General features: G+C 48.7%; 18 protein-coding genes. 15 read left to right on the top strand and 3 right to left on the bottom strand.

Features of this window, described 5'->3' with window-relative positions; genetic code table 11:
• The first annotated feature begins 112 nt into the window (after window positions 1–112).
• From obgE to rsfS, 6 genes are all read left to right on the top strand, one after another.
• Window positions 113–1,411, top strand: a complete 1,299-nt coding sequence (gene obgE / locus ACTQ1O_RS03800) for a GTPase ObgE (protein WP_441486180.1) — start codon at window positions 113–115, stop codon at window positions 1,409–1,411.
• 115 nt (window positions 1,412–1,526) lie between these two features.
• Window positions 1,527–2,153, top strand: a complete 627-nt coding sequence (locus ACTQ1O_RS03805) for a hypothetical protein (protein ID WP_441486181.1) — start codon at window positions 1,527–1,529, stop codon at window positions 2,151–2,153.
• A 165-nt stretch (window positions 2,154–2,318) separates the two neighbouring features.
• Window positions 2,319–2,612 (top strand): YhbY family RNA-binding protein, encoded by a 294-nt coding sequence (locus tag ACTQ1O_RS03810; protein WP_441474478.1) that lies wholly within the window; start codon window positions 2,319–2,321, stop codon window positions 2,610–2,612.
• A gap of 120 nt (window positions 2,613–2,732) precedes the next feature.
• Window positions 2,733–3,398, top strand: coding sequence for a nicotinate-nucleotide adenylyltransferase (nadD, locus tag ACTQ1O_RS03815; RefSeq protein ID WP_441486182.1), 666 nt, complete (start codon window positions 2,733–2,735; stop codon window positions 3,396–3,398).
• Between the two features lie 62 nt (window positions 3,399–3,460).
• Window positions 3,461–4,054 carry a bis(5'-nucleosyl)-tetraphosphatase (symmetrical) YqeK gene (yqeK, locus tag ACTQ1O_RS03820; RefSeq protein ID WP_441486183.1) on the top strand — a complete coding sequence of 198 codons (594 nt, stop codon included), beginning with the start codon at window positions 3,461–3,463 and terminating at the stop codon, window positions 4,052–4,054.
• A 59-nt stretch (window positions 4,055–4,113) separates the two neighbouring features.
• Window positions 4,114–4,491, top strand: a complete 378-nt coding sequence (rsfS, locus tag ACTQ1O_RS03825; RefSeq protein WP_441486184.1) for a ribosome silencing factor — start codon at window positions 4,114–4,116, stop codon at window positions 4,489–4,491.
• Between the two features lie 65 nt (window positions 4,492–4,556).
• Here the strand turns inward: rsfS and ACTQ1O_RS03830 are convergent, their stop codons facing one another.
• Window positions 4,557–4,889 carry an MGMT family protein gene (locus ACTQ1O_RS03830; RefSeq protein ID WP_441474474.1) on the bottom strand — a complete coding sequence of 111 codons (333 nt, stop codon included), beginning with the start codon at window positions 4,887–4,889 and terminating at the stop codon, window positions 4,557–4,559.
• 244 nt (window positions 4,890–5,133) lie between these two features.
• The gene (locus tag ACTQ1O_RS03835) at window positions 5,134–5,619 is read right to left on the bottom strand and encodes a LysM peptidoglycan-binding domain-containing protein (protein WP_441486185.1); all 486 of its coding nucleotides are present in this window, start codon (window positions 5,617–5,619) and stop codon (window positions 5,134–5,136) included.
• Window positions 5,620–5,904: 285 nt separating this feature from the next.
• On the opposite strand from ACTQ1O_RS03835, the gene lexA reads away from it, so the two are divergent.
• The 6 genes from lexA to ACTQ1O_RS03865 all read left to right on the top strand — a co-directional run bounded on the left by lexA (window position 5,905) and on the right by ACTQ1O_RS03865 (window position 13,259).
• Window positions 5,905–6,600 carry a transcriptional repressor LexA gene (gene lexA / locus ACTQ1O_RS03840; protein WP_441474472.1) on the top strand — a complete coding sequence of 232 codons (696 nt, stop codon included), beginning with the start codon at window positions 5,905–5,907 and terminating at the stop codon, window positions 6,598–6,600.
• Window positions 6,601–7,153: 553 nt separating this feature from the next.
• On the top strand, window positions 7,154–7,849 hold the full coding sequence (locus ACTQ1O_RS03845; protein ID WP_441486186.1) for a hypothetical protein: 696 nt from the start codon (window positions 7,154–7,156) through the stop codon (window positions 7,847–7,849).
• An 87-nt stretch (window positions 7,850–7,936) separates the two neighbouring features.
• Window positions 7,937–10,066, top strand: coding sequence for a C40 family peptidase (locus ACTQ1O_RS03850; protein WP_441486187.1), 2,130 nt, complete (start codon window positions 7,937–7,939; stop codon window positions 10,064–10,066).
• A 159-nt stretch (window positions 10,067–10,225) separates the two neighbouring features.
• Window positions 10,226–11,128, top strand: coding sequence for a hypothetical protein (locus tag ACTQ1O_RS03855; RefSeq protein ID WP_441486188.1), 903 nt, complete (start codon window positions 10,226–10,228; stop codon window positions 11,126–11,128).
• On the top strand, window positions 11,125–11,706 hold the full coding sequence (locus ACTQ1O_RS03860) for a glycerol-3-phosphate responsive antiterminator (protein WP_441486189.1): 582 nt from the start codon (window positions 11,125–11,127) through the stop codon (window positions 11,704–11,706). The genes ACTQ1O_RS03855 and ACTQ1O_RS03860 overlap by 4 nt, the downstream gene beginning before the upstream one ends.
• A 158-nt stretch (window positions 11,707–11,864) precedes the next feature.
• Window positions 11,865–13,259 carry an alanine/glycine:cation symporter family protein gene (locus ACTQ1O_RS03865; protein WP_441474467.1) on the top strand — a complete coding sequence of 465 codons (1,395 nt, stop codon included), beginning with the start codon at window positions 11,865–11,867 and terminating at the stop codon, window positions 13,257–13,259.
• Here the strand turns inward: ACTQ1O_RS03865 and ACTQ1O_RS03870 are convergent.
• Window positions 13,256–14,464 (bottom strand): helix-turn-helix transcriptional regulator, encoded by a 1,209-nt coding sequence (locus tag ACTQ1O_RS03870; RefSeq protein ID WP_441486190.1) that lies wholly within the window; start codon window positions 14,462–14,464, stop codon window positions 13,256–13,258. The two genes, ACTQ1O_RS03865 and ACTQ1O_RS03870, sit on opposite strands and share 4 nt — an antisense overlap.
• A 250-nt stretch (window positions 14,465–14,714) precedes the next feature.
• Between ACTQ1O_RS03870 and ACTQ1O_RS03875 the strand changes: the two genes are divergently transcribed.
• The 3 genes from ACTQ1O_RS03875 (at window position 14,715) to ACTQ1O_RS03885 (ending at window position 21,291) form a co-directional block, all read left to right on the top strand.
• Window positions 14,715–16,133 (top strand): MFS transporter, encoded by a 1,419-nt coding sequence (locus ACTQ1O_RS03875; RefSeq protein WP_441486191.1) that lies wholly within the window; start codon window positions 14,715–14,717, stop codon window positions 16,131–16,133.
• 115 nt (window positions 16,134–16,248) lie between these two features.
• Complete coding sequence (locus ACTQ1O_RS03880) at window positions 16,249–18,699, top strand: beta-glucosidase (RefSeq protein ID WP_441486192.1); 2,451 nt, start codon at window positions 16,249–16,251, stop codon at window positions 18,697–18,699.
• Between the two features lie 18 nt (window positions 18,700–18,717).
• On the top strand, window positions 18,718–21,291 hold the full coding sequence (locus ACTQ1O_RS03885) for a family 78 glycoside hydrolase catalytic domain (RefSeq protein ID WP_441486193.1): 2,574 nt from the start codon (window positions 18,718–18,720) through the stop codon (window positions 21,289–21,291).
• Window positions 21,292–21,345: the final 54 nt, after the last annotated feature.

The raw sequence follows: 21,345 nt of genomic DNA on the forward strand, positions 1-21,345 counted from the left end.
TTGTTGAGAATGCAATTTATATGGCTTACCCATCTGTTTTTGTAGTTGTTGTTTGTTTTTCTGAGTCGGCGATATAAGTTACATTCTTTTTTTATGAACTGAGGTGATCATTATGTTTGCAGATCGTGCGAAAATCGCGGTGAAATCCGGAAAGGGCGGGGATGGCCATGTAAGCTTCCGCCGTGAGAAGTTTGTGGCGGCAGGCGGACCGGACGGTGGTAACGGAGGAAATGGCGGAAGTGTCATTTTCGAGGTGGATCCCGGACTGAATACTCTCGCCAGCTTTCGTCATCATTACAAATTCAAGGCGGAGGATGGACAGGAGGGCGGAAAAAAACGCTGTACCGGAAAGGACGGAGCGGACGTTGTCCTGAAGGTACCGGACGGAACGGTGATCTATGAGGCACAAAGCGGGAAGGTTATCGCGGATATGTCCGGCAAAAATACACGCGTGGTGCTGCTGAAGGGCGGAAAGGGAGGCAAGGGTAATATGAATTACGCGACACCTACCATGCAGGTACCGAAGTACGCGCAGCCGGGTCAGCCGTCCAGAGAGCTTGAGCTGAGGCTGGAGCTGAAAATGATTGCCGATGTAGGACTGATTGGTTTTCCGAGTGTCGGCAAATCAACATTGCTGTCGAGAGTCAGCAATGCGCAGCCGAAGATTGCCGAGTATCATTTCACAACTTTGATTCCGAATCTCGGTGTAGTTGACCTGGAAGGCTGCAATGGATTTGTCATGGCAGATATTCCGGGATTGATTGAGGGAGCCTCTGCGGGAGCGGGACTGGGATACGAGTTCCTGCGTCACATTGAGCGCTGCCGGATGCTGATCCATCTCGTGGATGCCGCCGGTACAGAGGGACGGGATCCTGTTGAAGACATCTATACCATAAACGGCGAACTGAAGAAATACAATGCGAACCTTGAGAAGCTGCCGCAGGTGATCGCTGCAAACAAGGTTGATTTGATTTTCCCGGAGGATGGAACAGAGAACCCGGTGGAGAGGCTGAAGAAGGAGTTCGAGCCGAAGGGCATCCGCGTCTTCCCGATTTCGGCTGCGACTGGAAAAGGAATTAAAGAACTGCTATACTATGTACAGAACCGTCTGGATGAGATCCCGAAGAATACGGAGCTGTACGCGCAGGAGTTTGATCCGGAAATCATGATCCCCGAGGACAGCCTTCCTTATACCGTCACTAAGTCAGAGACGGAGGATCACACCTACATCGTTGAGGGACCAAAGATCGAGAAGATGCTCGGATACACGAATCTGGATTCCGAGAAGGGATTCCAGTTCTTCCAGAAGTTCCTGAAGGATTCCGGTATTCTCAGTGATCTCGAGAAGGCAGGTATTCAGGACGGCGATACGGTACGGATGTACGGACTTCATTTTGACTATTATAAATAAGTAAACGTCCATGCCCCGCAAGCGGGGCGCCACAAATTGTATGAAGCCAGCTGCTGCGTTGTTTCACAACTCTCGCAGCTGTCACATAGTGTAAAAGCTACGGAGGTGCCTACAAATGGGGCTGATTGAGATCTGGCAGGAACTGCCGGAAGTCAGAAATCTGGAATTTCATTACCTGGGTCATTCCGACAGGGATGAGACTTACTCGGAGACACGGAAGATCCCGCCTTTCGATATTTTCTGCAGAGATGCGGAATTCACCTGGGAAGGGATCCGGTTCACCTCGAAGAGAGAGTGGTTCGGGGCGCCGCGCAATGAGCATCTTCTGGTCTTTCGCCAGACGATAGAACCGTTCGCAAACTGCAATTTTGAACTGAGAACCTGGATGGACGAGCCGGATGCGGATTCTCCGTGGCAGCTTGAGCAGTATCTGGAACAGGAAAATAATTCCTGCGGTTTTTTGTTCCGGAATCTGCAGGGTAGACATCTGATTCTCTGCGAGACTTCTCAGATCACTTCTTTTTCCATAAGGGTGAATGAAACCAGGGAGAAGGTTACACGTCATTATGCGATTACGGCTTTTGAAGAGAGTCCGATCCGGGTTGAGAAGTATTTTTCTCTTCACACCGACGATGAGGACAATTATCAGGAAATCGCGTTCCGGGAGTGTCGGGAGGCGTCAAAGCTTCGTTTTGATGATCTGAAAGGCCGCGGGGCGTGGATACTGCCGGAGAGAGAATGAACGAAGGGCGGCGGGGCCTGAGCGCTGCCGGAGAGAGAATGAACGAAGGGCGGCGGGGCCTGAGCGCTGCCGGAGAGAGAATGAACAAAGGACAGCGGCTGTCTGTCAGATGTACATGAGAGCCGTAGACATTTTTCAAAGAATAACGAATAACGGGAGATTCAGATGACAAGTAAACAGAGAGCTTACCTGAAAGGGCTGGCAATGAATGAGGATACTATTCTTCATATTGGCAAGAGCGGTATCACGCCGGAACTGACAGAAAACGTGCGCCTTGCGCTTGCTGCGCGGGAATTAATAAAGATCGGCATCCTTCAGAACTGCATGGATGATCCGAAGGAAATGGCACAGATGCTGGCGGAGCGGACAAAATCCCAGATCGTGCAGATCATCGGCAAGAAGATCGTCCTATATAAAGAGGGACAGGGCGATGACAGGAGGATTGTATTCCCGAAGTAAACCGCCGGTGAGAACTCCTGCGGGCAGCGTCACAGAACGGGTATTCCGGAGACAGGACGGCGCTGCGGACATCATCAGATACGGAACTGCTTATATGGGTATTTGGGACAGGGGATTTCTATGTCAGAAGAGAGAAAACGAAAGATCGGTATCATGGGAGGAACCTTTGATCCGATTCATATCGGGCATCTGATACTGGGAGAGGCAGCCAGACAGCAGTTCAGTCTGGATAAGGTTTTCTTCATGCCTGCAGGCAATCCGCCACACAAAAGAAACCGTGCCGGAAGAGCTGGAGATGAACAGCGGGTAGATATGGTAAGACTGGCCATCGCATCGAATCCGGGCTTTGAGCTCTCTCTATTTGAGATGAATGAGGATGGCTACAGCTATACTTATCGAACACTGGAGATGCTGCGGAACAAAAACCCGGATATGGATTTTTATTTTATCATGGGTGCGGACTCTCTGTTTGATTTTGACCAGTGGCGTGAACCGCAGAGAATTGTCAATGCTGCCCATATCGTCGTCGCGACAAGAAATCAGACAGATCCGGATGTCTTCAACAGGCTTCTGGATCAGCGGAGAGAAGAGTTTCACGGAGACTTCCTGAAGCTTGACACTCCGAATCTGGATATCTCCTCCAAGCATATCCGCGAGCTGATCCGAAACGGAATATCGGCGAGATATTATCTTCCGGATCCGGTGCGGGAATATATCCGGGAAAACAGGATTTATCTGTCTTCCGCTGACAATGCGGAGAAGGTGGCGTGCTCCGGAAAAGGATAATACAGCCCTGTTAACTGATGGGCAGATGATCCGCATAGAAAATGTTCAAAGAAGGACAGAAAATGGGCAAAGATAAAACAGAGTGGAATGCAATCGAATCCAAGTTAAAGAAAGAACTGACGGACAGCCGTTACCGCCACACGCTTGGAGTCACTTATACGGCATGCGCACTTGCAATGCGCTATGATGTGGATTTGAAGAAGGCGCGGATGGCGGGACTTCTGCACGACTGTGCAAAGTGTATACCGAATGCGCAGAAAATTGAAATCTGCACAAGGAAGAATATCCCGGTGAAAAAGTTTGAACTGGAGCATCCGGTGCTGCTTCATGCAAAGCTCGGCGCGTATATTGCAAGGAAGGACTACGGGTGCCAGGATACGGAGGTTCTGGATGCCATTACCTGGCATACGACAGGAAAGCCGGAGATGACAACGCTTGAGAAAATCACGTTTATCGCGGACTATATCGAACCGAATCGTGATAAGGCTCCTCATCTGGCGGAGATCCGGAAAGCCGCATTCTGCGATATTAATGAATGCATGTATATGATTCTGAAGGATACGGTGCAGTATCTCAGTGAAAATCCGAAGTCAATGGACGAGACGACGCTTTCAGCATATGACTATTACCGGACTCTCACGAAACACATCGATTAACAACGAATGATACATCGTGCCGCAAACGGTATCAGTTACGGATTCATAAGGAGGTTAATATGACAGAGCCCAGAGAAATGGCAGATATTGCCGTAAAAGCACTGGAAGAGAAAAAGGCTATTGATATCAAGATTATCGATATTTCTCATATCTCGACACTGGCGGATTACTTTATTATTGCCAGCGGGTCTAACCGCAGTCAGGTTCAGGCAATGGCAGATGCCGTTGATGAGGCGCTTGACAAAACAGGTGTTCACGCCAGGAGCACAGAGGGGTATCAGAATGCGAACTGGATCTTGCTTGACTATGGTGATATCGTCGTTCATCTCTTTGATGAGGAAAATCGTCTGTTCTATGATCTGGAGAGGATCTGGAGAGACGGCAGGGTCATCTCTCCGGAAACACTCGAGGATGGCTCTGGATCAGAGGAGCAATAATCTCCCTTTAACGGGCGGGCATTAAATGCTGGAAGGGGAGAACAGGATCTGGTGTTGTTCTGGACTCATTGAAAGTCGGTCAGAGAAAATTTCTTCCACTGATATTTTGCCAGATCTACAATCCCATCGGGACAGGGCACTCCGTCTGCTTCAAGAAGTTCGATCTGACGGTTTCTTCCGCCAAACGCGAAGGCGGGAGAAACCTGTCCATTCCGGTTAACGACACGGTAACAGGGTATATGTTCCGGGTCGGGATTCGCGTGTAGGGCGTAACCGACAACGCGCGCCCACCGTTTATTGCCGGCAAGAGACGCGATCTGACCATATGTCGCCACTTTGCCTGCGGGAATCTGCCGCACGACCTCATAGATTTTCTCAAAGGAACTATTTTTATTCATTGGTTCTGCTTTCAATTCTTTTTCGTCCCCCTATGTATACAGCATTTTGTCACACCATCTGTGTCATATAACATACCAGAGTCCGTTGCTGATGTCCATCCTAAGAAAGGTGCCGGTGATCTTCACGCCGCTGATGATTTACAGATTTTCAGGCGCTTCCGGTATCTCCGATTGATTCCGATGGACCGGAATGAACTGTCTCATACCTTTATCGCGTCCGTTCGCAGAATTCCAAAGGTATGGATCATTTCTTGATCTCCGTGGAGTAGTAGGGGATGATAATTCGCTGCCCTCTGTCGAGCTGATCTCCGTGGAGATGGTTGATAGAGGCAATCTCGCTCATGTAGTCGTAGATATCCCTGTATTCGGGCGACATATGATCGGAGGCAATGGACCATAGGCTTTCGCCCTGATCCACCTCGATGCTGGTGTAATACTTGTAGGTGGGAACATTCACCTTCTCCGCTTCCGTGCGGTTCGCGGTAAAGTGGAGCAGCAGAAGGACTGCAGCGAGGAAAATCATCATTATGACAATGACTCTCTTCATATGGCGAAGTTTTCTCTGCTGTTCTCTCCGGAGCGATCTTCTTCCACCGGAACGTCTATATCCTGCGGCACGGTCAGCAGCGTCCCTTCTGGCAAAATTGGCCGATCCTGATCTGTCCGATCCTAAATATGCTGAATTATAGTAAATACGACGGGAATGTACGGAATAATTATTCGAAATCATAAATCTGCCCCCTCAATTTAAATGCTTAACAGAAAAACCCGAACACAGGTTCCGAACACCTGTTCTCATATTGCGATTATATTACACTTCTGTGAACGTGTCAATAAAAAAACGAATGTTTGTTCGATAAAAAACGAATACATGTTCGAAAAATATGTTTGCTTTTTTAAAGTGCGTATGGTATATTTATGTAAAGCTTTTTTTCTGAATATTCATTTGAATTCAGCGAACTTCCGTGTCTGCAGGTGCCATGGGAGATTTTTTCTATAGTCTGGGGGAGTGTTTATGAATACATCTTCGAATGCTCATATAGCGTCAGGAAGGAAACCAATCAGCAAGAAGCAGCAGGAGATTCTTGATTATTTGAAGCAGGAGATTCTCGACCGCGGTTTTCCGCCGTCCGTGCGCGAGATTTGTGAAGCGGTTCATCTTAAATCCACATCATCTGTTCACGCACATCTGGAGACGCTGGAGAAGAACGGTTATATACGCAAGGACGCGACAAAGCCAAGAGCAATTGAGATTCTGGACGATGATTTTCGTGAAGAACGCTTGAGACAGCTCGATCCGGCTGCAGAAACCGGTCAGGCCATAGAGTATCAGAATGTTCCGGTGATTGGAAATGTTGCTGCGGGTCAGCCGCTTCTGGCCGTAGAACAGGTGGAGTCTTATTTTCCCATCCCGGTGAATAAACTGCCGAACGGTCAGACCTTTATGCTGCGCGTACACGGGGAAAGCATGATTAATGCCGGAATCCTTGACGGTGACCTTGTGCTTGTACGTCAGACAAATGCCGCCCGAAACGGACAGATGGTGGTGGCTCTGATTGATGATTCTGCCACGGTGAAGACCTTCTACCGGGAGAACGGATACGTTCGTCTCCAGCCGGAGAATGACCATATGGATCCGATCATCGTGACGGGGGATCATTCGTTTTCGATTCTCGGTCAGGTGATCGGTGTCATGCGCTTTTTTCTGTGACTTGTTTAGAAACAATATTTTCCAGGACAATTTTGTGAACTGCCACGCACCTGAAGGGTACGTGGTGGTCCACTGAGGACAGCGGATGCTGCTATCCAGGAGAGTTTTGGGAGTATATGTTTTATTTTGGCAAAAGAAGGCTTTTGTTACTGAAGGCCGGCGGAGGGACCGGCTGAATCCTCCGATCATATTCTCTGTATCTTTTTCTTTTCTTCTCTCTTCGTTTTTCAGAAGACTTTTCCTTTTTCCAGAAGATCATTCCTTTTTTCAGAAGAATTAAGCCATATCAGAGTAATCATGATTACGCGATGCTGCCCGAGACGATATTTTTCAGGACATTTTTATCCTCATGGATCAGACGGAATTCGTACACACTTCAGAAGTTTATAACCTTGGATTGACGCGGATTGGTGCAGAAGACTATAATAATAACAATGAGCCATAGCGGAAAAGTATGTCCTTCATAGATTCATATCCCGCTGGCGGGGCAGTACAGATCATTATCTGGTGTGGATTGCCCGGGGTTTCGGACTTTCGCAGGGAGGAACATTTCATGAAGAAATCTGTTGTAATTGTTCTATTGGCAGGCACTATCGCCGTTTCTGCCGTCGGATGCGGGAACCGTACCGCTGACACTGCGCCGTCTGTTGAGAGCGCAGCGGCAGAGGTGACGGAAGCCGCCTCGTTGTCCGAGGGCAGCTCCGCAGGGTCAGAGTCCGTTGTTTCTTCCTCGTCCGGAGAATCTGTTTCGCCGGACTCTTTATCTTCATCCGTATCTTCTTCCACACAGGACGGCGCCGCGCCGGAGTCCGAAGCTCTGACCGCAGTTGCCGTCAGTTCGGATGATTCCGCTGCTTCTCTTGAAAGCTCTTTCGGAGATGTTCTTGATATCTGTACCAGCTGGGGACCCGGAACGGCTGGCTCTTCACTGCAAAGCGTGTTATCAGCGGTTACGCTGATCACCTGGGCAAATACAAATGATGTGAAGGATATGGATCAGGATAAACTTCTCGGCATTGTCATGGATGTAATCGACAAATCGGACGATACAGAAAAGGACGCACTTGCGGCAAACTGGAGAACAATCTACGACACCGGTGACAGTATTCTGAATGACCCGACAAATCTGTATGGAATCATGAGCGATGCCGGATGTTATGATGAGGGAATAGCAATTGTGCAGAATGCGGATTCTGCAAAGAACTGGGAGACACTCAAGCTTCTGATCGAAAGAAATGCTTTTGAGTAAAAATATGGTTATAAGCAGGCAAGATAAGAAGAAAAAACTGACTGAAAAAGACAGAATTGACAGAACATCATTGGAAAGGCAGCATCATTGAGACAGAATCAGATAAGAAAAAAGCTCGGTATTATTGTGACCGCACTGGTAATTGCATCGATAACAGCGGCTCCGTCCGCACTCGCTGTGTCAGCGGATGAGATCACGACCGCTTCTTCTTCAGCGGTAACAGGGAGCAGCCAGGTGCCGGACAGCAATATCGCATCCTCGTCTGCCGGGGCAGGGACAGCAGTACCTTCTTCTCCAGCGACGCCGGCTCCGGATGCCGGAAATCAGGAGGCGGGAGAAATCGCTTCTCCCGGAGCATCGTCTGAAACAGCGGAATCTGTTCCAGAGAGTTCAGTTTCTTTATCGGAGACAGGTACCGTGTCTTCCAGTTCCTCTGCATCCACACAGAGCGCTTCCGGGTCGACCGGTGCTTCGAAATCATCCGCTGTGAAAGAAAATGGATCGTCTGACGAGAGCTCCGGGAATAAGGCTGCGGATGGGCAAAAGGACACCGATGGACTGACGATTACAGATACAGCCGGAGAGACACCGGCTTCTGATTCGACCGGGGCGAATGGGGGCGAGGCAGAAGGACCGCAGAGAGCTCCGACCGGATCCCGTGCAGTTGTTCCGCCGGAATATCTGAAGGTGTCTGATCTTCGATTTGAAACGGTCGGTAAGCACCCGGTTTTTGCCGCGGAGGACATGAATATCTATATGTCAACTTCCACATCCTCTCAGGCGGTCGGACATATCACGAAAAACGGTATCATGTACCGGTTGAAGGATGAGGGGAACGGGTGGCTGTATGTCGAGTCCGGAGAGGTCCGTGGTTTTATTCCTGCTTCTTCAATCCGATCGGAGGTAGCTGCGAAGCACCTGATGGCGGCGCGTTATCGGCTTGGAAACGTTCATACGGATGAAGAAAAGGCCGAATTCGACTGGAGCCCTTATTTTGCCTCAAAGACAGTTGAGATCTGGGACAATGAGGCGTTCACACACACGAACACAACGACGAGAGAAACCATCGCTGAAAAGCATGATCTGCTCACGCTATCCGCAGTGAATATTACAGAACAGCCGGATGCGAACAGCACAGTGATTGGCACTATTCCGGCAAACGGCCTTCTGTACAAGATTGAAAACGCAGGGAGTGACTGGCTCTATGTGGAATCCGGTGACTGCCGGGGATTTGTTCCGTGGAGCAGTGTCCGGGGCGGCAGAGAAGTCAATGCTGAGGTTGCGGCAGCAGGAGAGAGCAGTTTCGCGGGAGCCACAGAGAAGGTCAGCCCGAAGGATAACCGGGCGTTCTATTACAGTCTGTCTTCGGTAACCCCCTGGTCCGAGAAAAAAGATCTCGGCGCTTCAATTATCAAAAATGCTGCCTATTACATCGGAAACAATTATGTATGGGGAGGAACCAGTCTGACGGATGGCGCGGACTGTTCTGGGTTTGTACAGACGCTTTACGGCGAATTCGGGATATCGCTCCCGAGAGTTGCCCAGGATCAGGCACAGGTAGGCACCAGGGTGTCACTGGAGGATGCGGTTCCCGGGGATCTCTGTTTCTACCGGAATGCCTCGACCGGCGAAATCTATCATGTGGCAATATATGCCGGAGACGGGAAAACAATTGAGGCCTACAGCTCAAGCCGCGGGATTATCGCGACGACCGTCTACACGCCGGATTTGTGCTGGTGTACCCATGTGCTTCCTGACCAGACGAATGAGCCGGCAACCCTGACGGCGGGTGATTCTGTGACAATCACTCCGGATACGTCCGCGGGCGGTCAGTATGGTTATGGTACATGGGACAATTTCTGTGCGGCTGGAACTACTGAGAGAGGACTGAAGGAAAAGTACGGAGATTTTGACGCGGAGGGGTTTGGAAGAATCAGCGGAAGATATGTCATTTCCTGCATGCCCTCTTTTGGTAAGGTCGGAGATCTTATTGATTTTACGCTTTCCAATGGAACAGTGCTGAAAACGATTGTCGGCAGCAACATGACTCCGTCTGATAATCAGTGGGGACTGGCGGGAGGAAAGAACGCCATTTCCTTTATGGTTGCCGGAAGAACCTGGAAGGAAGGACATCCGGTTCCGGGAACTGCGGGCTTCCATCCGGAATGGAACGCGGCAGTTCAATCGGCTCACAACTACGGTTCGATTCTTGGCTGACCGGCTTCTGAAATACTCAGAGGGTATATGACCGGCATGTCACTGCTGCATGCAGGAGGAGCATGCCGATAACGTATTTCTGTGACAGGTAGAGGAGATTCCGCCTTCGGAAGCGGTAATTCCGATATGCAATCCATGTAAGGAGAAAAGAATAAGATTATGAACGACTCGATTTCAATAAATGAAAAGAACTTTCCGAATGCGGACTGGTTTTATCTGAAAAACGGAAATATCGCGGCGGTTCTTCCTGATCCCGATTCCGAGAAGATCCGCGAGAAGGAGTTCTGCAGACGCTATCACCTTTTTGCAGCGGTATACAGCAGCTCTGAGGAAAGCGAGGAGGACAAGGTTCTCAGATTTGAGAAAGAGTACGACCCGAGGGGCGGAAAAGCAATGTATGCCTATGTCAGTGACGGACCGCGGTTCTGGCTTGCTGCTGTCGGTTCTGAAGTCGTTTCGGAGCTGGGCAAAGACCGTGAGGAGACCGGAAAGTATCTGAAAAAGGTTCTGGCAATCTGGAAATCGGAAAAAATATGGACGATTCAGACGGTTGCCTTGTATGATGCGGCATCCGGAAAGGAAGTGGATCATTTCACGGGCATCCGTTCCTGCGGCAAGACGGACGAGGATATTCTCCGTGATTCCGGGATACTGAAGAAATATAAAACAGGGATTGAGACAGATCTCTACAGCGGATTCAAGGACATATCCGGTGTCCTGAATTCGGTGGAGAGCTATCGGATGCAGAAATCGAAAAGTGCGGCGCTTGCGCTGAATAGGGATAGAGAATATTATACGATCTGCAAGGGAAATGAGAAGCGGATGGTCTGCTATCGGGCTTCTGACGGCCGGACGCACTGCATTCCTGTTTACACGGATCGTATGGAAGCAGATCGCGCGGTTTCTTCGCGCGGCAGCGAATACAGCCTTCGGACAATGGATCTGCGGGAGCTTGCCGGAATGCTTGAAAAGCCTTCTTTCAGTGAAGTGAGACTGTATACGGCAGACGGGAGTACTACATTGGATGCACAGACGGTCATCAGCCGTTATCATGAGACATGAATAAGGAATTTCTGGATAAACTCGAGGACAGCCCGATTGTAGCGGCTGTCAGAAATGACGAAGGCCTTGAGGCCTGCCTGAAGACAGAGGTTGAAATTGTATTTGTTCTCTATGGTGATGTGTGCAGCGTCTCCGGAATCACGGAGCAAATTGCAGAAGCCGGGAAGACACCGGTTGTCCACCTGGATCTGATTGACGGATTGAGTCAGAGGGAGGCTGCCGTTGATTTTCTGAAGAAGAAAACCATGGCGCAGGGTATCATCACGACAAGGAGCAGCCTGATCTCCTGTATCAAGGAGCGGGGACTTGCCGCGGTTCTTCGTGTCTTTATTCTGGACAGCAGAGCAATGGACACCGTCGGGAAGCTGACCAGACAGAGTTATTCGTCACAGCCGGATGTGATTGAAATTCTTCCTGGCACACTGGCACCGAAGGTGATCAGCAAGATCCGAAAATCGGCGGATCTGCCGCTGATCTGTGGAGGACTCATCAGCGACCGGGAGGATGTGATGAATGCGCTGAATCACGGAGCCATCGCGGTTTCCGCCACCAGTCCGGCTATCTGGGATATGCTGTAGCAGAGGAATCAGGCATCGGGATCGCGACGTGTTTTATCTTAATCATTTGGAATCAGTATTTTCAGAAAGACTATCGCAGGTGAGAGAGGCCTCCGGTAATGAGGCGGGTATTTCAAATGCGGTAGTCGTTTTATATGATTGTCGATGAAGGGGAAACCATGAAAAACATTACGGAAATCATCAATCAGTTCGACTCGCTGGTCTGGGGCATTCCTATGCTGGCGTTGTTGCTTGGAACAGGCGTTTTCCTGAGTATTCGTCTTCGCTTCATGCAGTTTCGCAAGTTCGGATATATCATGAAGAAGACTGTCGGGCAGCTGTTCGTTCGCAAGGAGAATCAGGATGGAAGTCTGACACCGGTACAGGCGCTGAGTACGGCGCTGGCGGGAACAGTCGGAACCGGAAATATCGCCGGTGTTGCGGGTGCGATCGCAATTGGCGGGCCGGGCGCCATCTTCTGGATGTGGATAGCGGCTCTGTTTGGAATGTGTACGAAATACTCGGAGATCCTGCTCGCTGTTCATTTTCGCAAAAAGAACAGCAACGGAGATTTTGTGGGCGGTCCGATGTACTATATCCAGAACGGACTCGGTGCCAGATGGCACTGGCTGGCAGTTCTGTTCTGTGTTTTCGGCTCTATAGCCGCGATCGGTACAGGAAATATGACCCAGATCAATACCATCGTTACCTCGATCGGAGCAGTTGTCACATCCTTCCAGCCGAACCTTCCTGCGGGAGATCTTCAGGCGCTTTATATGGTGATCGGTATTATCGGAGCGGTCCTGACCATTCTCGTATTGTTCGGAGGTATGCAGCGAATCGGAAGCGTAACCGAAAAACTGGTTCCGGTGATGGCACTTGTATACATTGTGGCGGCACTGGTCGTGGTTCTGGGAAATGCCGGCATGATCGGATCTGTATTTTCCGATATTTTCAGGGGTGCCTTTGATCCGAAATCCATCAGCGGCGGGCTTGCAGGTGTAGCGGTTCAGCAGGCAGTGAAGGCCGGATTCGGAAGAGGTATTTTCTCGAATGAGGCTGGACTTGGAACGGCACCGATTGCGCATGCGGCTGCGGATGTCGAGCATCCGGTTCAGCAGGGAATGTATGGTGTATTTGAGGTTTTCGCGGATACCATCGTTATCTGTACGCTGACAGCGCTTGCGATCCTGATATCCGGCAAGGCCGAAGCCTTTTATGGAAAGACCGCAGGAACGGATCTGACCATTATGGCGTTTGGAACAGTGCTTGGAACGAAGCTGGCAGCCATTGTAATCGCCGTGTGTATTGCCATGTTTGCTTATTCGACATTGCTTTCCTGGAGCCTTTATGGCAGCAGATGTTTTGAATTTATTTTCGGAACGACCGGTTCAAAGGTATATCAGGCGATCTACGTGATCTTTGTCGTGGTTGGAGCAAATGTCAAGCTGGGACTTGCGTGGACGATTGCGGACGCCTCGAACGCACTCATGGCGTTTCCAAACCTGATTGCCGTGCTTCTGCTTTCTCCGGTTGTTGTTCGGCTCACGCGTGAATATAAAGGGATGAATTAACGAACGTGCGTTTCTGATTTCGTGACAGATTTTCGATATTCCCTGGGTGTGCAGCAGTATTTTTTGCGAAAGACATTCTGAAAATAGGACTGTGAGGAGAAGCACAGATATTCGCTTATCTCACTGATCGTTTTATCGGTGTAGTGCAGAAGGCTTCTGGCCTCCTCCAGTTTCCGCCGCATGATATAGGAACTGATATGGAATCCAAGCTCTTTTTTGAATTTTCTGGAAAGAGTACTTCGGTCCATTTTCAGTTCCTTCGCTATATCACTGACAGATATGTTTCGATTGATATGATTCGAGATAAACTGAATGGCGCGAAAGACATCCGTTGACATACCGCTGGGAATTTTCGCGTCAGAAACTCTTCTGGTGAAATCCATTGTCGCTGTTGCGGTTAACAGCGTGATAGCTGTGGCATCTGTCATACGCTCCGCTTCCTGAATGTAGGAATCGGAGAGCAGATAGGCAGTTTCAATATCGAGACCTCCGGAGATTGCGTGACGAGTCATAAGCGCAATAGTGATGATAAAGATATTCTTCGATTGCCGCAGGGAATCCTGAGCGACAGAACCGACGTCAAGCGGTGGAACCGTTTTCATGAAATCTTTCAGGCCATTCAAATCTCCCCGTTCGACAAATCCATAGTAGGCCTGCTCAAAAAAGTAGGTATCATGATAATGCTGTTCCTCCTTGCGCTCATAGAGCAACCTGGAGTGTACATTTCCTATTTCTTCTTCCCTTTCATGATTTACAATTCTAAACCGTGCAAAGATGTCAATGTCGTTTCCGGTCATCTCTGTATAGATTAATGCAAGGATATTCAGAAACTGATCCAGAGAGAAAAGAGGCGTCTGATGAAAAAAATCTATGATCTGAAGCCGCATCTGCACCGGGAGGCTGTAGGCGGAAATGAGATGATCAATTGCCTCGTCACCTAAGGGTATTGAGCAGACCGGACCTAAAACGACAGACTCACCGGTCTCCGGGTTTCTGCAGAAGCCAAGATAGGCAAATTCTTTTGTAGTCAGATAAAGAAGATTATCTTGTGCAGAGAGCAATTGGTCCTTATAATGCTTCAGATAATCATCCGGAAGGCTGAGAGAAGGATAAACAGCCTTCAGATTACTCTTTACGTAATAGTGGGTCGGCACATAGGTGGCATGATAAATCATGTTTAGCTTTTGTTCAAAATCTATGTTCATTAATGAAGCCTTTCTTTTATCTTCTGTAGATTTTCTTGTTTAAAGATATTCAGACTGCTATATTTTGATTCTTCGATATTTCAATGATTTGCTTCTTATCCGTAATAGGTTTCTTCCGATAATGCCTTAATTTTACAATATATCATCACAATCTTACAATAAAAAGGGCTATTTTCCTGTTAGACTGTTTATAAAAGAACCGTTATGGGGCCCGGCCAGCTCGGATATCGATGTTTTACAGGAGGAGATTATGGGAAAGAAAATGGCACTTGGTAAGGACGCGATGGGAATTCAGAAAACTATGCGCTTTAAGGATTATCTGGGAGATGGAATCGGTCAGCTTCCTTTAAATGCGGTTTCCTGTCTGGTGGGACAACTGACGTATTTCTATACGGATAAAGTGGGACTTGCAGCGGCAGCGGTGGCAACCATGCTTGTTATCGCTAAGATTATAGATGCGTTTACGGATTTGATCATGGGAAAGATTATGGATGATGTTACTTTCAGGGATGGAAAAGCCAGGCCATGGTTTCGGATCATGGCGATTCCGATAGCGGCAATTATTGTCTTGCTCTTCACGGTTCCCACGAAGGCATCCAGGGGTGTTCAGTCAGGTTATGTGCTGATCACAAACATCCTGTGCAGCGCAGTCATCTATACAGCAATTGCCATCCCCTACGGCGCTATGATTGCCATGCGCACGGAGAGCAGCGAGGAGCGTGGAAAGATGGGAATATACCGCGCAGTCTTCGGATATGTGGTCGGCATGATTATATCGATCGGTCTGATACCGATCACGAATCTTCTGGGAGGAACCCAGGCGGCATGGATCAAAGTGGCAGCTGTTTTTTCAATCCTTTCCTTCATCAGCATGGTCGTTTTATACAGATCATCAAAAGAGACGGTCGCAGAGAGTAGGAAGGAAGAGGATGCGGAGAGCACAGAGGGCCCTGACAAACTAGCTTTTGCACAGTCAATCAAGCTTTTATTCCAGAATAAATATTGGGTGATTATGTTGATTGCCAATCTTTTGATGAATATTTCCTACGGACTCTCTACTTCCGGAGGAACCTTTTACGCAAAGTATATCCTTGGCAACGACAACATTGTCGCACTTTTGGGTGCTGTCGGTCTGATTCCAACCTTTGCGGGCTTTATACTTGTTGGTCCGATGACGAAGAAATTAGGAATGGCAAAGACCTGCCTGACCGGCTGTATCATTGGTATTGTCGGATGTATCTATCGTGTATTCACCCCATACAGCCTGATTTCCTGTCTGGTGGGTGGAAGCATGGTTACCTTTGCGAACATTCCAATCATGTGTCTGACCAGTGCACTGGTAAATAACTGTGTTGAGTACAATGACTGGAAGTTCGGACATAAGCTGGTCGGGATGAGCAATTCAGCATCATCCTTCGGGTCCAAAATCGGATCAGGTATCGGAGGATCATTGATAGGGTGGATCCTGGGTGCGTGTGGATTTATTTCAGGCGCGGCAGCGGCAGAACAGCCGTCAGCGGTTACTGCAGGAATCTTTACGTTTTCTATCTATATTCCGCTGGCTCTTTTGATCGGAATGGCAATTCTGTTTAAAATGTACGACCTGGAGAAAATTTATCCGCAGATCGTGACAGAACTTTCTGAGAGAAAGAAAAAAGCTGTGAAATAAGAATTTACGTAAAATAATTTCGGAACAGAAATTTTCGAACCCGGACAATAAAGCTTAATTAGTCAGAAGAATGCTGCAAGTTTGAGGATAGCGCAGGAAAGGGTGTAATAATTACATGGACAAATACACAGAGGAAATGAGAAACCTGAAAATAAGACAGATTCTGGATGAGATGTCTCTGGAAGACAAGATTGCCCTCTGTTCCGGCAAGGATTTCTGGCATACAAAGGCATTTGAACAATACGGGATTCCATCTATTATGATGACGGACGGTCCTCACGGTCTTCGAAAACAGAGTGAGAAAGCGGATATGCTCGGCATCAATCAATCGGAACCGGCCACTTGTTTTCCTACAGCTGTGACGCTGGGGGAATCGTGGAACCGGGATCTGATTCGTCAGGTAGCTGAGGCGATCGGAGAAGAAGCACGTGCATATGATGTCTCTGTCGTTCTGGGTCCTGGTATCAATATCAAGAGAAATCCGCTGTGTGGGAGAAACTTTGAGTATTTCTCAGAGGATCCATTTGCAGCCGGGGAAATGGGGGCCGCCTATGTAGAGGGTATGCAGTCGACCGGAACGGGATGCAGCCTGAAGCATTTTGCAGCAAATAATCAGGAATACAAGAGATTTTCTTCGGATTCTCAGATTGATGAGCGTACACTCCGTGAGATCTATCTGGCCGGTTTTGAAAGAGTGGTCCGGAATGCGCAGCCTAAAACTGTCATGTGTTCCTATAACAAAATCAATGGAGTCTATAACTCGGACAATTATCATCTCCTGACAGAAATTTTGCGGGAAGAGTGGAAATTCAAGGGAATGGTTGTCACCGACTGGGGCGCAATGAATGACAGAGCAAACGGTTTTTCTGCCGGATGTGATCTTTCTATGCCCGGAGGTGCGATATCGGTAGATGAAGAAGCCATGCATGCGATTCGTGAAGGGAGGCTTAGTGAGGATAGTGTAGATCGCTGTGCTGCACGGGTGCTAAAACTGGTGTTCGACATGCAGAAAAATCGGGAGCAGCATCAGGAGACAATTACGCAAACAGAAAACTCACGGGGCTTTGATGAGACAAAACACCACGAGCTCGCCAGAAAAGCAGCTGAAGAAGGAATTGTTCTGTTAAAAAACGAAAACCATGTTCTGCCGTTGAACGGCAGTGAGAAGATTCTGATTCTTGGCCATATGGCGAAGGATGGACGTTACCAGGGAGCCGGAAGCAGTCATATCCATCCGACAATGCAGGATCAGTTTCTGCCCATGATGCCGGAAGCGGATTATCTGGAAGTGGTAGATGAAAAGGGACACCTGCTCGAAGGTGCACTTGACGCGATTGACCAGACAGCCGGAAAGTATGATAAGGTTATCGTCTTTGCCGGCCTGCCTTCTCAATATGAGTCGGAAGGATTTGACCGTGATACACTGGATCTGCCGGTCGGACATAAGCGGATGATAGATGAAGCAACCTTACATCACGCTCACGTGGTTTTGGTTCTGATGGGTGGAAGCGTGATGGAAATTCCGTATCAGGGCCGGGCGGAGGGAATTGTATATGCCGGGTTGTCAGGACAGGCTTCAGGATCTGCTATCTATGATGTTCTTACCGGAGCGGTAAATCCAAGCGGAAAACTGACAGAAACCTGGGTTCGTTCCCTGAAGGATGTGCCGTCTTACGGCTACTATGCCGGGGTTCGCAAGAACGCCCAGTATCGGGAGGGAATCTATGTCGGTTACCGGTATTATGACAAAGCGGGGGTGAGTGTGAATTTTCCGTTTGGGTTCGGGCTGAGCTACACAGATTTCGTTTATTCCGATTTGAAGATTTTAGAGACTGATAAAGCAGAATATCAATACGAGGTATCTGTCAGCGTCAAAAATACAGGAAGCAATCCGGGTGCGGAAATTGTACAGCTCTATATCGGAAATCCACAGGATGGAATTTTTCGAGCAATCAAAGAATTAAAGGGATTTGAAAAGATTTATCTGGAGCCGGGTGAGGAAAAAACGGTGACCATGATGCTGGATGCGAGGAGCTTTGCTGTATTTCAGGATAAATTTATTATCCCTTCCGGGAACTATACGGTTATGGTAGGGGCGTCTTCCGCAGACATACGTCTGAAGAAGAGTCTGATAATAGAAGGGGTAACCCTTCGCACCGAGAATAGGTTGAAGGGAAGCTGGTATGAAGCGCCTGCAGGGCATCCTTCTCTGAAGGACTGGAGTCTTTTATTGGGAAGAGAGGTTAAAGAGGACCGGTCCCCTGTGAAGGGAGAGTTCACATTCGGAAATACACTCAGTGAGATGAAGGATTTCAGCTTTATCGCGCGTAAAATGTGTGAAATGATTGAAAAACAGATTGCGAAGAAAATGGGAATGAAGCCGGACTATTCTAATCCCGAATTCCGAATGCTGGTATCATCTTCCGTGGATTGTTCTCTGCATGGCATGATTGTCAATTCCGGTGGAGCCTTTCCGAAGAAGATTGCGGATATGATCCTTGCAGAGGCAAATCATGGAAAAGCAGGAGCATTTATGGCTTTAATCAGAAAAGAACACAGTGTTTAATTTTGGAGGAAAATGGGGATGAAAGCAATCAGACTTAGAACGGAATACTTGACGAATCCGATGGGCATTGATATCCGTCGTCCGCGTTTATCCTGGAATTGTGAGGGCGGACGCAGACAGACAGCATACCGGATTCGGGCAGAAAAAGAAGGGAGACTTATATGGGATTCCGGAAAAGTTTGCTCTGACCGGATGCATTTGATTCCCTGGGAAGGCGACCAACTGCATAGCAGGGATTCTGTCCTGTGGACGGTGCAGCTTTGGGATGAGGAGGATAGAGCCGGAGAGATCAGCGAAGAGGCTTTTTTTGAAATCGGTCTAGGTTCAGCGACCTGTTGGAAGGCGAAATGGATCACCGGAAATTATAAGGTGAATAAGAAGGAACGTTATCCGGTCGATTGCTTCCGAAAGGAATTTACCTGCAGACGGGCGGTGAAGAAGGCAAGACTCTACATCACTGCCTGCGGTCTCTATGAGGCCAGGATTGACGGCGTAAAAGTGGGTGATTTTTATATGGCACCCGGTTATACGGATTACAGGAAGCGTGTGCAGTATCAGACTTATGATGTCACAGATATGCTTTCAGTGGATTCTCATATCCTGGATGTAGATCTGGCTGACGGATGGTATCGCGGAAGTTGCGGTGCTTATGGATTGAAGAATCAGTACGGGAGTGAGACAAAGCTTCTGGCGCAGATGGAGATCTGTTATGAGGACGGCTCATCGGATGTGATCGGAACAGATGCAGGCTGGAAATGGTCCGATCAGGGCCCGGTCCGTTTTGCAGACAATAAGGATGGGGAAATTGTGGATGCTCGTATGGATGCTTTTGCAGATTCTTCCTGTGTTGGGTATGCAAAGCTGACAAGCCATGAGGTACTTCCGACCTGCTCCAATAATGTGCCGGTTACGAAACATGAGACCTTTCATCCACTTATCACGACTGCGCCAAACGGAAAGAAGCTTCTGGATTTTGGACAGAATCTTGCCGGAATTATCTCTTTCCGTGTTCACGCAGAGAACGGTCAGAGGATGGTGTGGCGTTTTGGAGAAATGCTGGATGAGGAGGGAAATCTGACGCTCGCCAATATTCAGCTCACGAGAAAAAAACGGACTACCCCCCTGCAGAAGATCGAATTTACTTGTAAAAACGGATGGAATGAATATGAGTCCCGTTTTACAGTTTTCGGATTTCGATACGCGGAGGTGGAAGGCGATGTGGAGCTGGATCCGGAGAACATTGTCTCCATTGCCGTCTATTCCGATATGAAGACGGTCGGAAGCTTTAAATGCTCAGATCTGCTGTTGAACCGTTTTTATCAGGCAACAATGCGGTCTGCCAAGAGCAACCATCTGGATATTCCGACTGATTGTCCGACCAGAGAACGTCACGGTTGGACAGGAGATGCGCAGATTTTTTTTGAAACCGCGGCGTATATGATGGACTTTGCCAGCTTCTCTAAAAAATGGCTGCATGATGTCTTTGACTGGCAGAAGAAAGACGGCTGCCTGCCGCATATCGTGCCAGACGGAGGCGCTGATTCTTATATGCGATCGATGAACGGATCGGTGGGATGGGCCGATGTCGGGATCCTGATGCCCTACCGTTATGCAAAGATGTTCGGCGATAAAAGCATTCTGGAAGAGTTCTATGACGGCATGGCAAGGTATGCCCGTTTCATGGAGAAGCGGATGGGCGTGAATCACTCACCTTTAGCAGAAAAGATCAGACTTTCCCCGGAAAACCGGAAATATCTGGTCAATAAAGGACAGAGCTATGGGGAATGGGCGGAGCCTGAGGATGTATGTGCTTTCCGGTGGCAGGATTTCGTTACTCCCCACCCGGAGGTATCGACTGCCTATACCGCATATGTACTTCGTCTGATGGCGAACATTGCCAGGATACTCGGACACGATAGAGATGCCGGAGAGTTTATGCGCAGCAGCAATGGATGCCGCAGAGCATATCAGGAGCTGGTCAGCGGAGGAAAATATAGTCTGGATACGGACCGCCAGGCACAACTCGTCAGACCTCTTGCTTTTAATCTTTTGAATGAAGAACAGACAGAATTTGCCAAGAAACGGCTGATCAAAGCGTTGGATCATTATGACTGGAGACTTGGAACCGGATTCCTTTCTACTCCGTTAATTCTTGACGTGCTTACAGAGATTGATGTCAAGTATGCGTACCGTCTTCTGGAGAACGAAGATATTCCGGGATGGCTTTCTATGCCGAAGAATGGGGCCACAACCATCTGGGAGGCATGGGAAGGACCTGCGTCAAAACAGGGAGGGATCGGATCCCTGAACCATTATTCCAAGGGAGCAGTTTGTGCGTGGCTGTTCCGCTCGATGTGTGGAATTTCCGTGAACGGAAGAAACTCCTTCCGGATTGCTCCCCAGCCGGGCGGGAGATGCAGCTTCGCGGAGAGCAGCTATGACAGCGTGTACGGGCTGGTCTCCTGCCGCTGGGAAAAGGATGCAGAAGGAAATTATCATTACACAATCCAGGTACCGGCAAATACAACAGCAACCGTGGAACTTCCAGGAAGGGAAGCCTTCATAGCTGAGGCCGGATGCTGGCAGTATTAAGAAGAAGTGAGTATGTATCACTGCACAGTACTATAATCCTTCCGGAGCAGAAGT

This window comes from Bilifractor sp. LCP21S3_A7, from assembly GCF_052118825.1.
Classification (GTDB): Bacteria; Bacillota; Clostridia; order Lachnospirales; family Lachnospiraceae; genus Bilifractor.

Coding starts and splice junctions, on each gene's coding strand:
- obgE (WP_441486180.1), top strand. CDS start 113: ATGTTTGCAGATCGTGCGAAAATCGCGGTGAAATCCGGAAAGGGCGGG.
- ACTQ1O_RS03805 (WP_441486181.1), top strand. CDS start 1,527: ATGGGGCTGATTGAGATCTGGCAGGAACTGCCGGAAGTCAGAAATCTG.
- ACTQ1O_RS03810 (WP_441474478.1), top strand. CDS start 2,319: ATGACAAGTAAACAGAGAGCTTACCTGAAAGGGCTGGCAATGAATGAG.
- nadD (WP_441486182.1), top strand. CDS start 2,733: ATGTCAGAAGAGAGAAAACGAAAGATCGGTATCATGGGAGGAACCTTT.
- yqeK (WP_441486183.1), top strand. CDS start 3,461: ATGGGCAAAGATAAAACAGAGTGGAATGCAATCGAATCCAAGTTAAAG.
- rsfS (WP_441486184.1), top strand. CDS start 4,114: ATGACAGAGCCCAGAGAAATGGCAGATATTGCCGTAAAAGCACTGGAA.
- ACTQ1O_RS03830 (WP_441474474.1), bottom strand. CDS start 4,889: ATGAATAAAAATAGTTCCTTTGAGAAAATCTATGAGGTCGTGCGGCAG.
- ACTQ1O_RS03835 (WP_441486185.1), bottom strand. CDS start 5,619: ATGATTTCGAATAATTATTCCGTACATTCCCGTCGTATTTACTATAAT.
- lexA (WP_441474472.1), top strand. CDS start 5,905: ATGAATACATCTTCGAATGCTCATATAGCGTCAGGAAGGAAACCAATC.
- ACTQ1O_RS03845 (WP_441486186.1), top strand. CDS start 7,154: ATGAAGAAATCTGTTGTAATTGTTCTATTGGCAGGCACTATCGCCGTT.
- ACTQ1O_RS03855 (WP_441486188.1), top strand. CDS start 10,226: ATGAACGACTCGATTTCAATAAATGAAAAGAACTTTCCGAATGCGGAC.
- ACTQ1O_RS03860 (WP_441486189.1), top strand. CDS start 11,125: ATGAATAAGGAATTTCTGGATAAACTCGAGGACAGCCCGATTGTAGCG.
- ACTQ1O_RS03865 (WP_441474467.1), top strand. CDS start 11,865: ATGAAAAACATTACGGAAATCATCAATCAGTTCGACTCGCTGGTCTGG.
- ACTQ1O_RS03870 (WP_441486190.1), bottom strand. CDS start 14,464: ATGAACATAGATTTTGAACAAAAGCTAAACATGATTTATCATGCCACC.
- ACTQ1O_RS03875 (WP_441486191.1), top strand. CDS start 14,715: ATGGGAAAGAAAATGGCACTTGGTAAGGACGCGATGGGAATTCAGAAA.
- ACTQ1O_RS03880 (WP_441486192.1), top strand. CDS start 16,249: ATGGACAAATACACAGAGGAAATGAGAAACCTGAAAATAAGACAGATT.
- ACTQ1O_RS03885 (WP_441486193.1), top strand. CDS start 18,718: ATGAAAGCAATCAGACTTAGAACGGAATACTTGACGAATCCGATGGGC.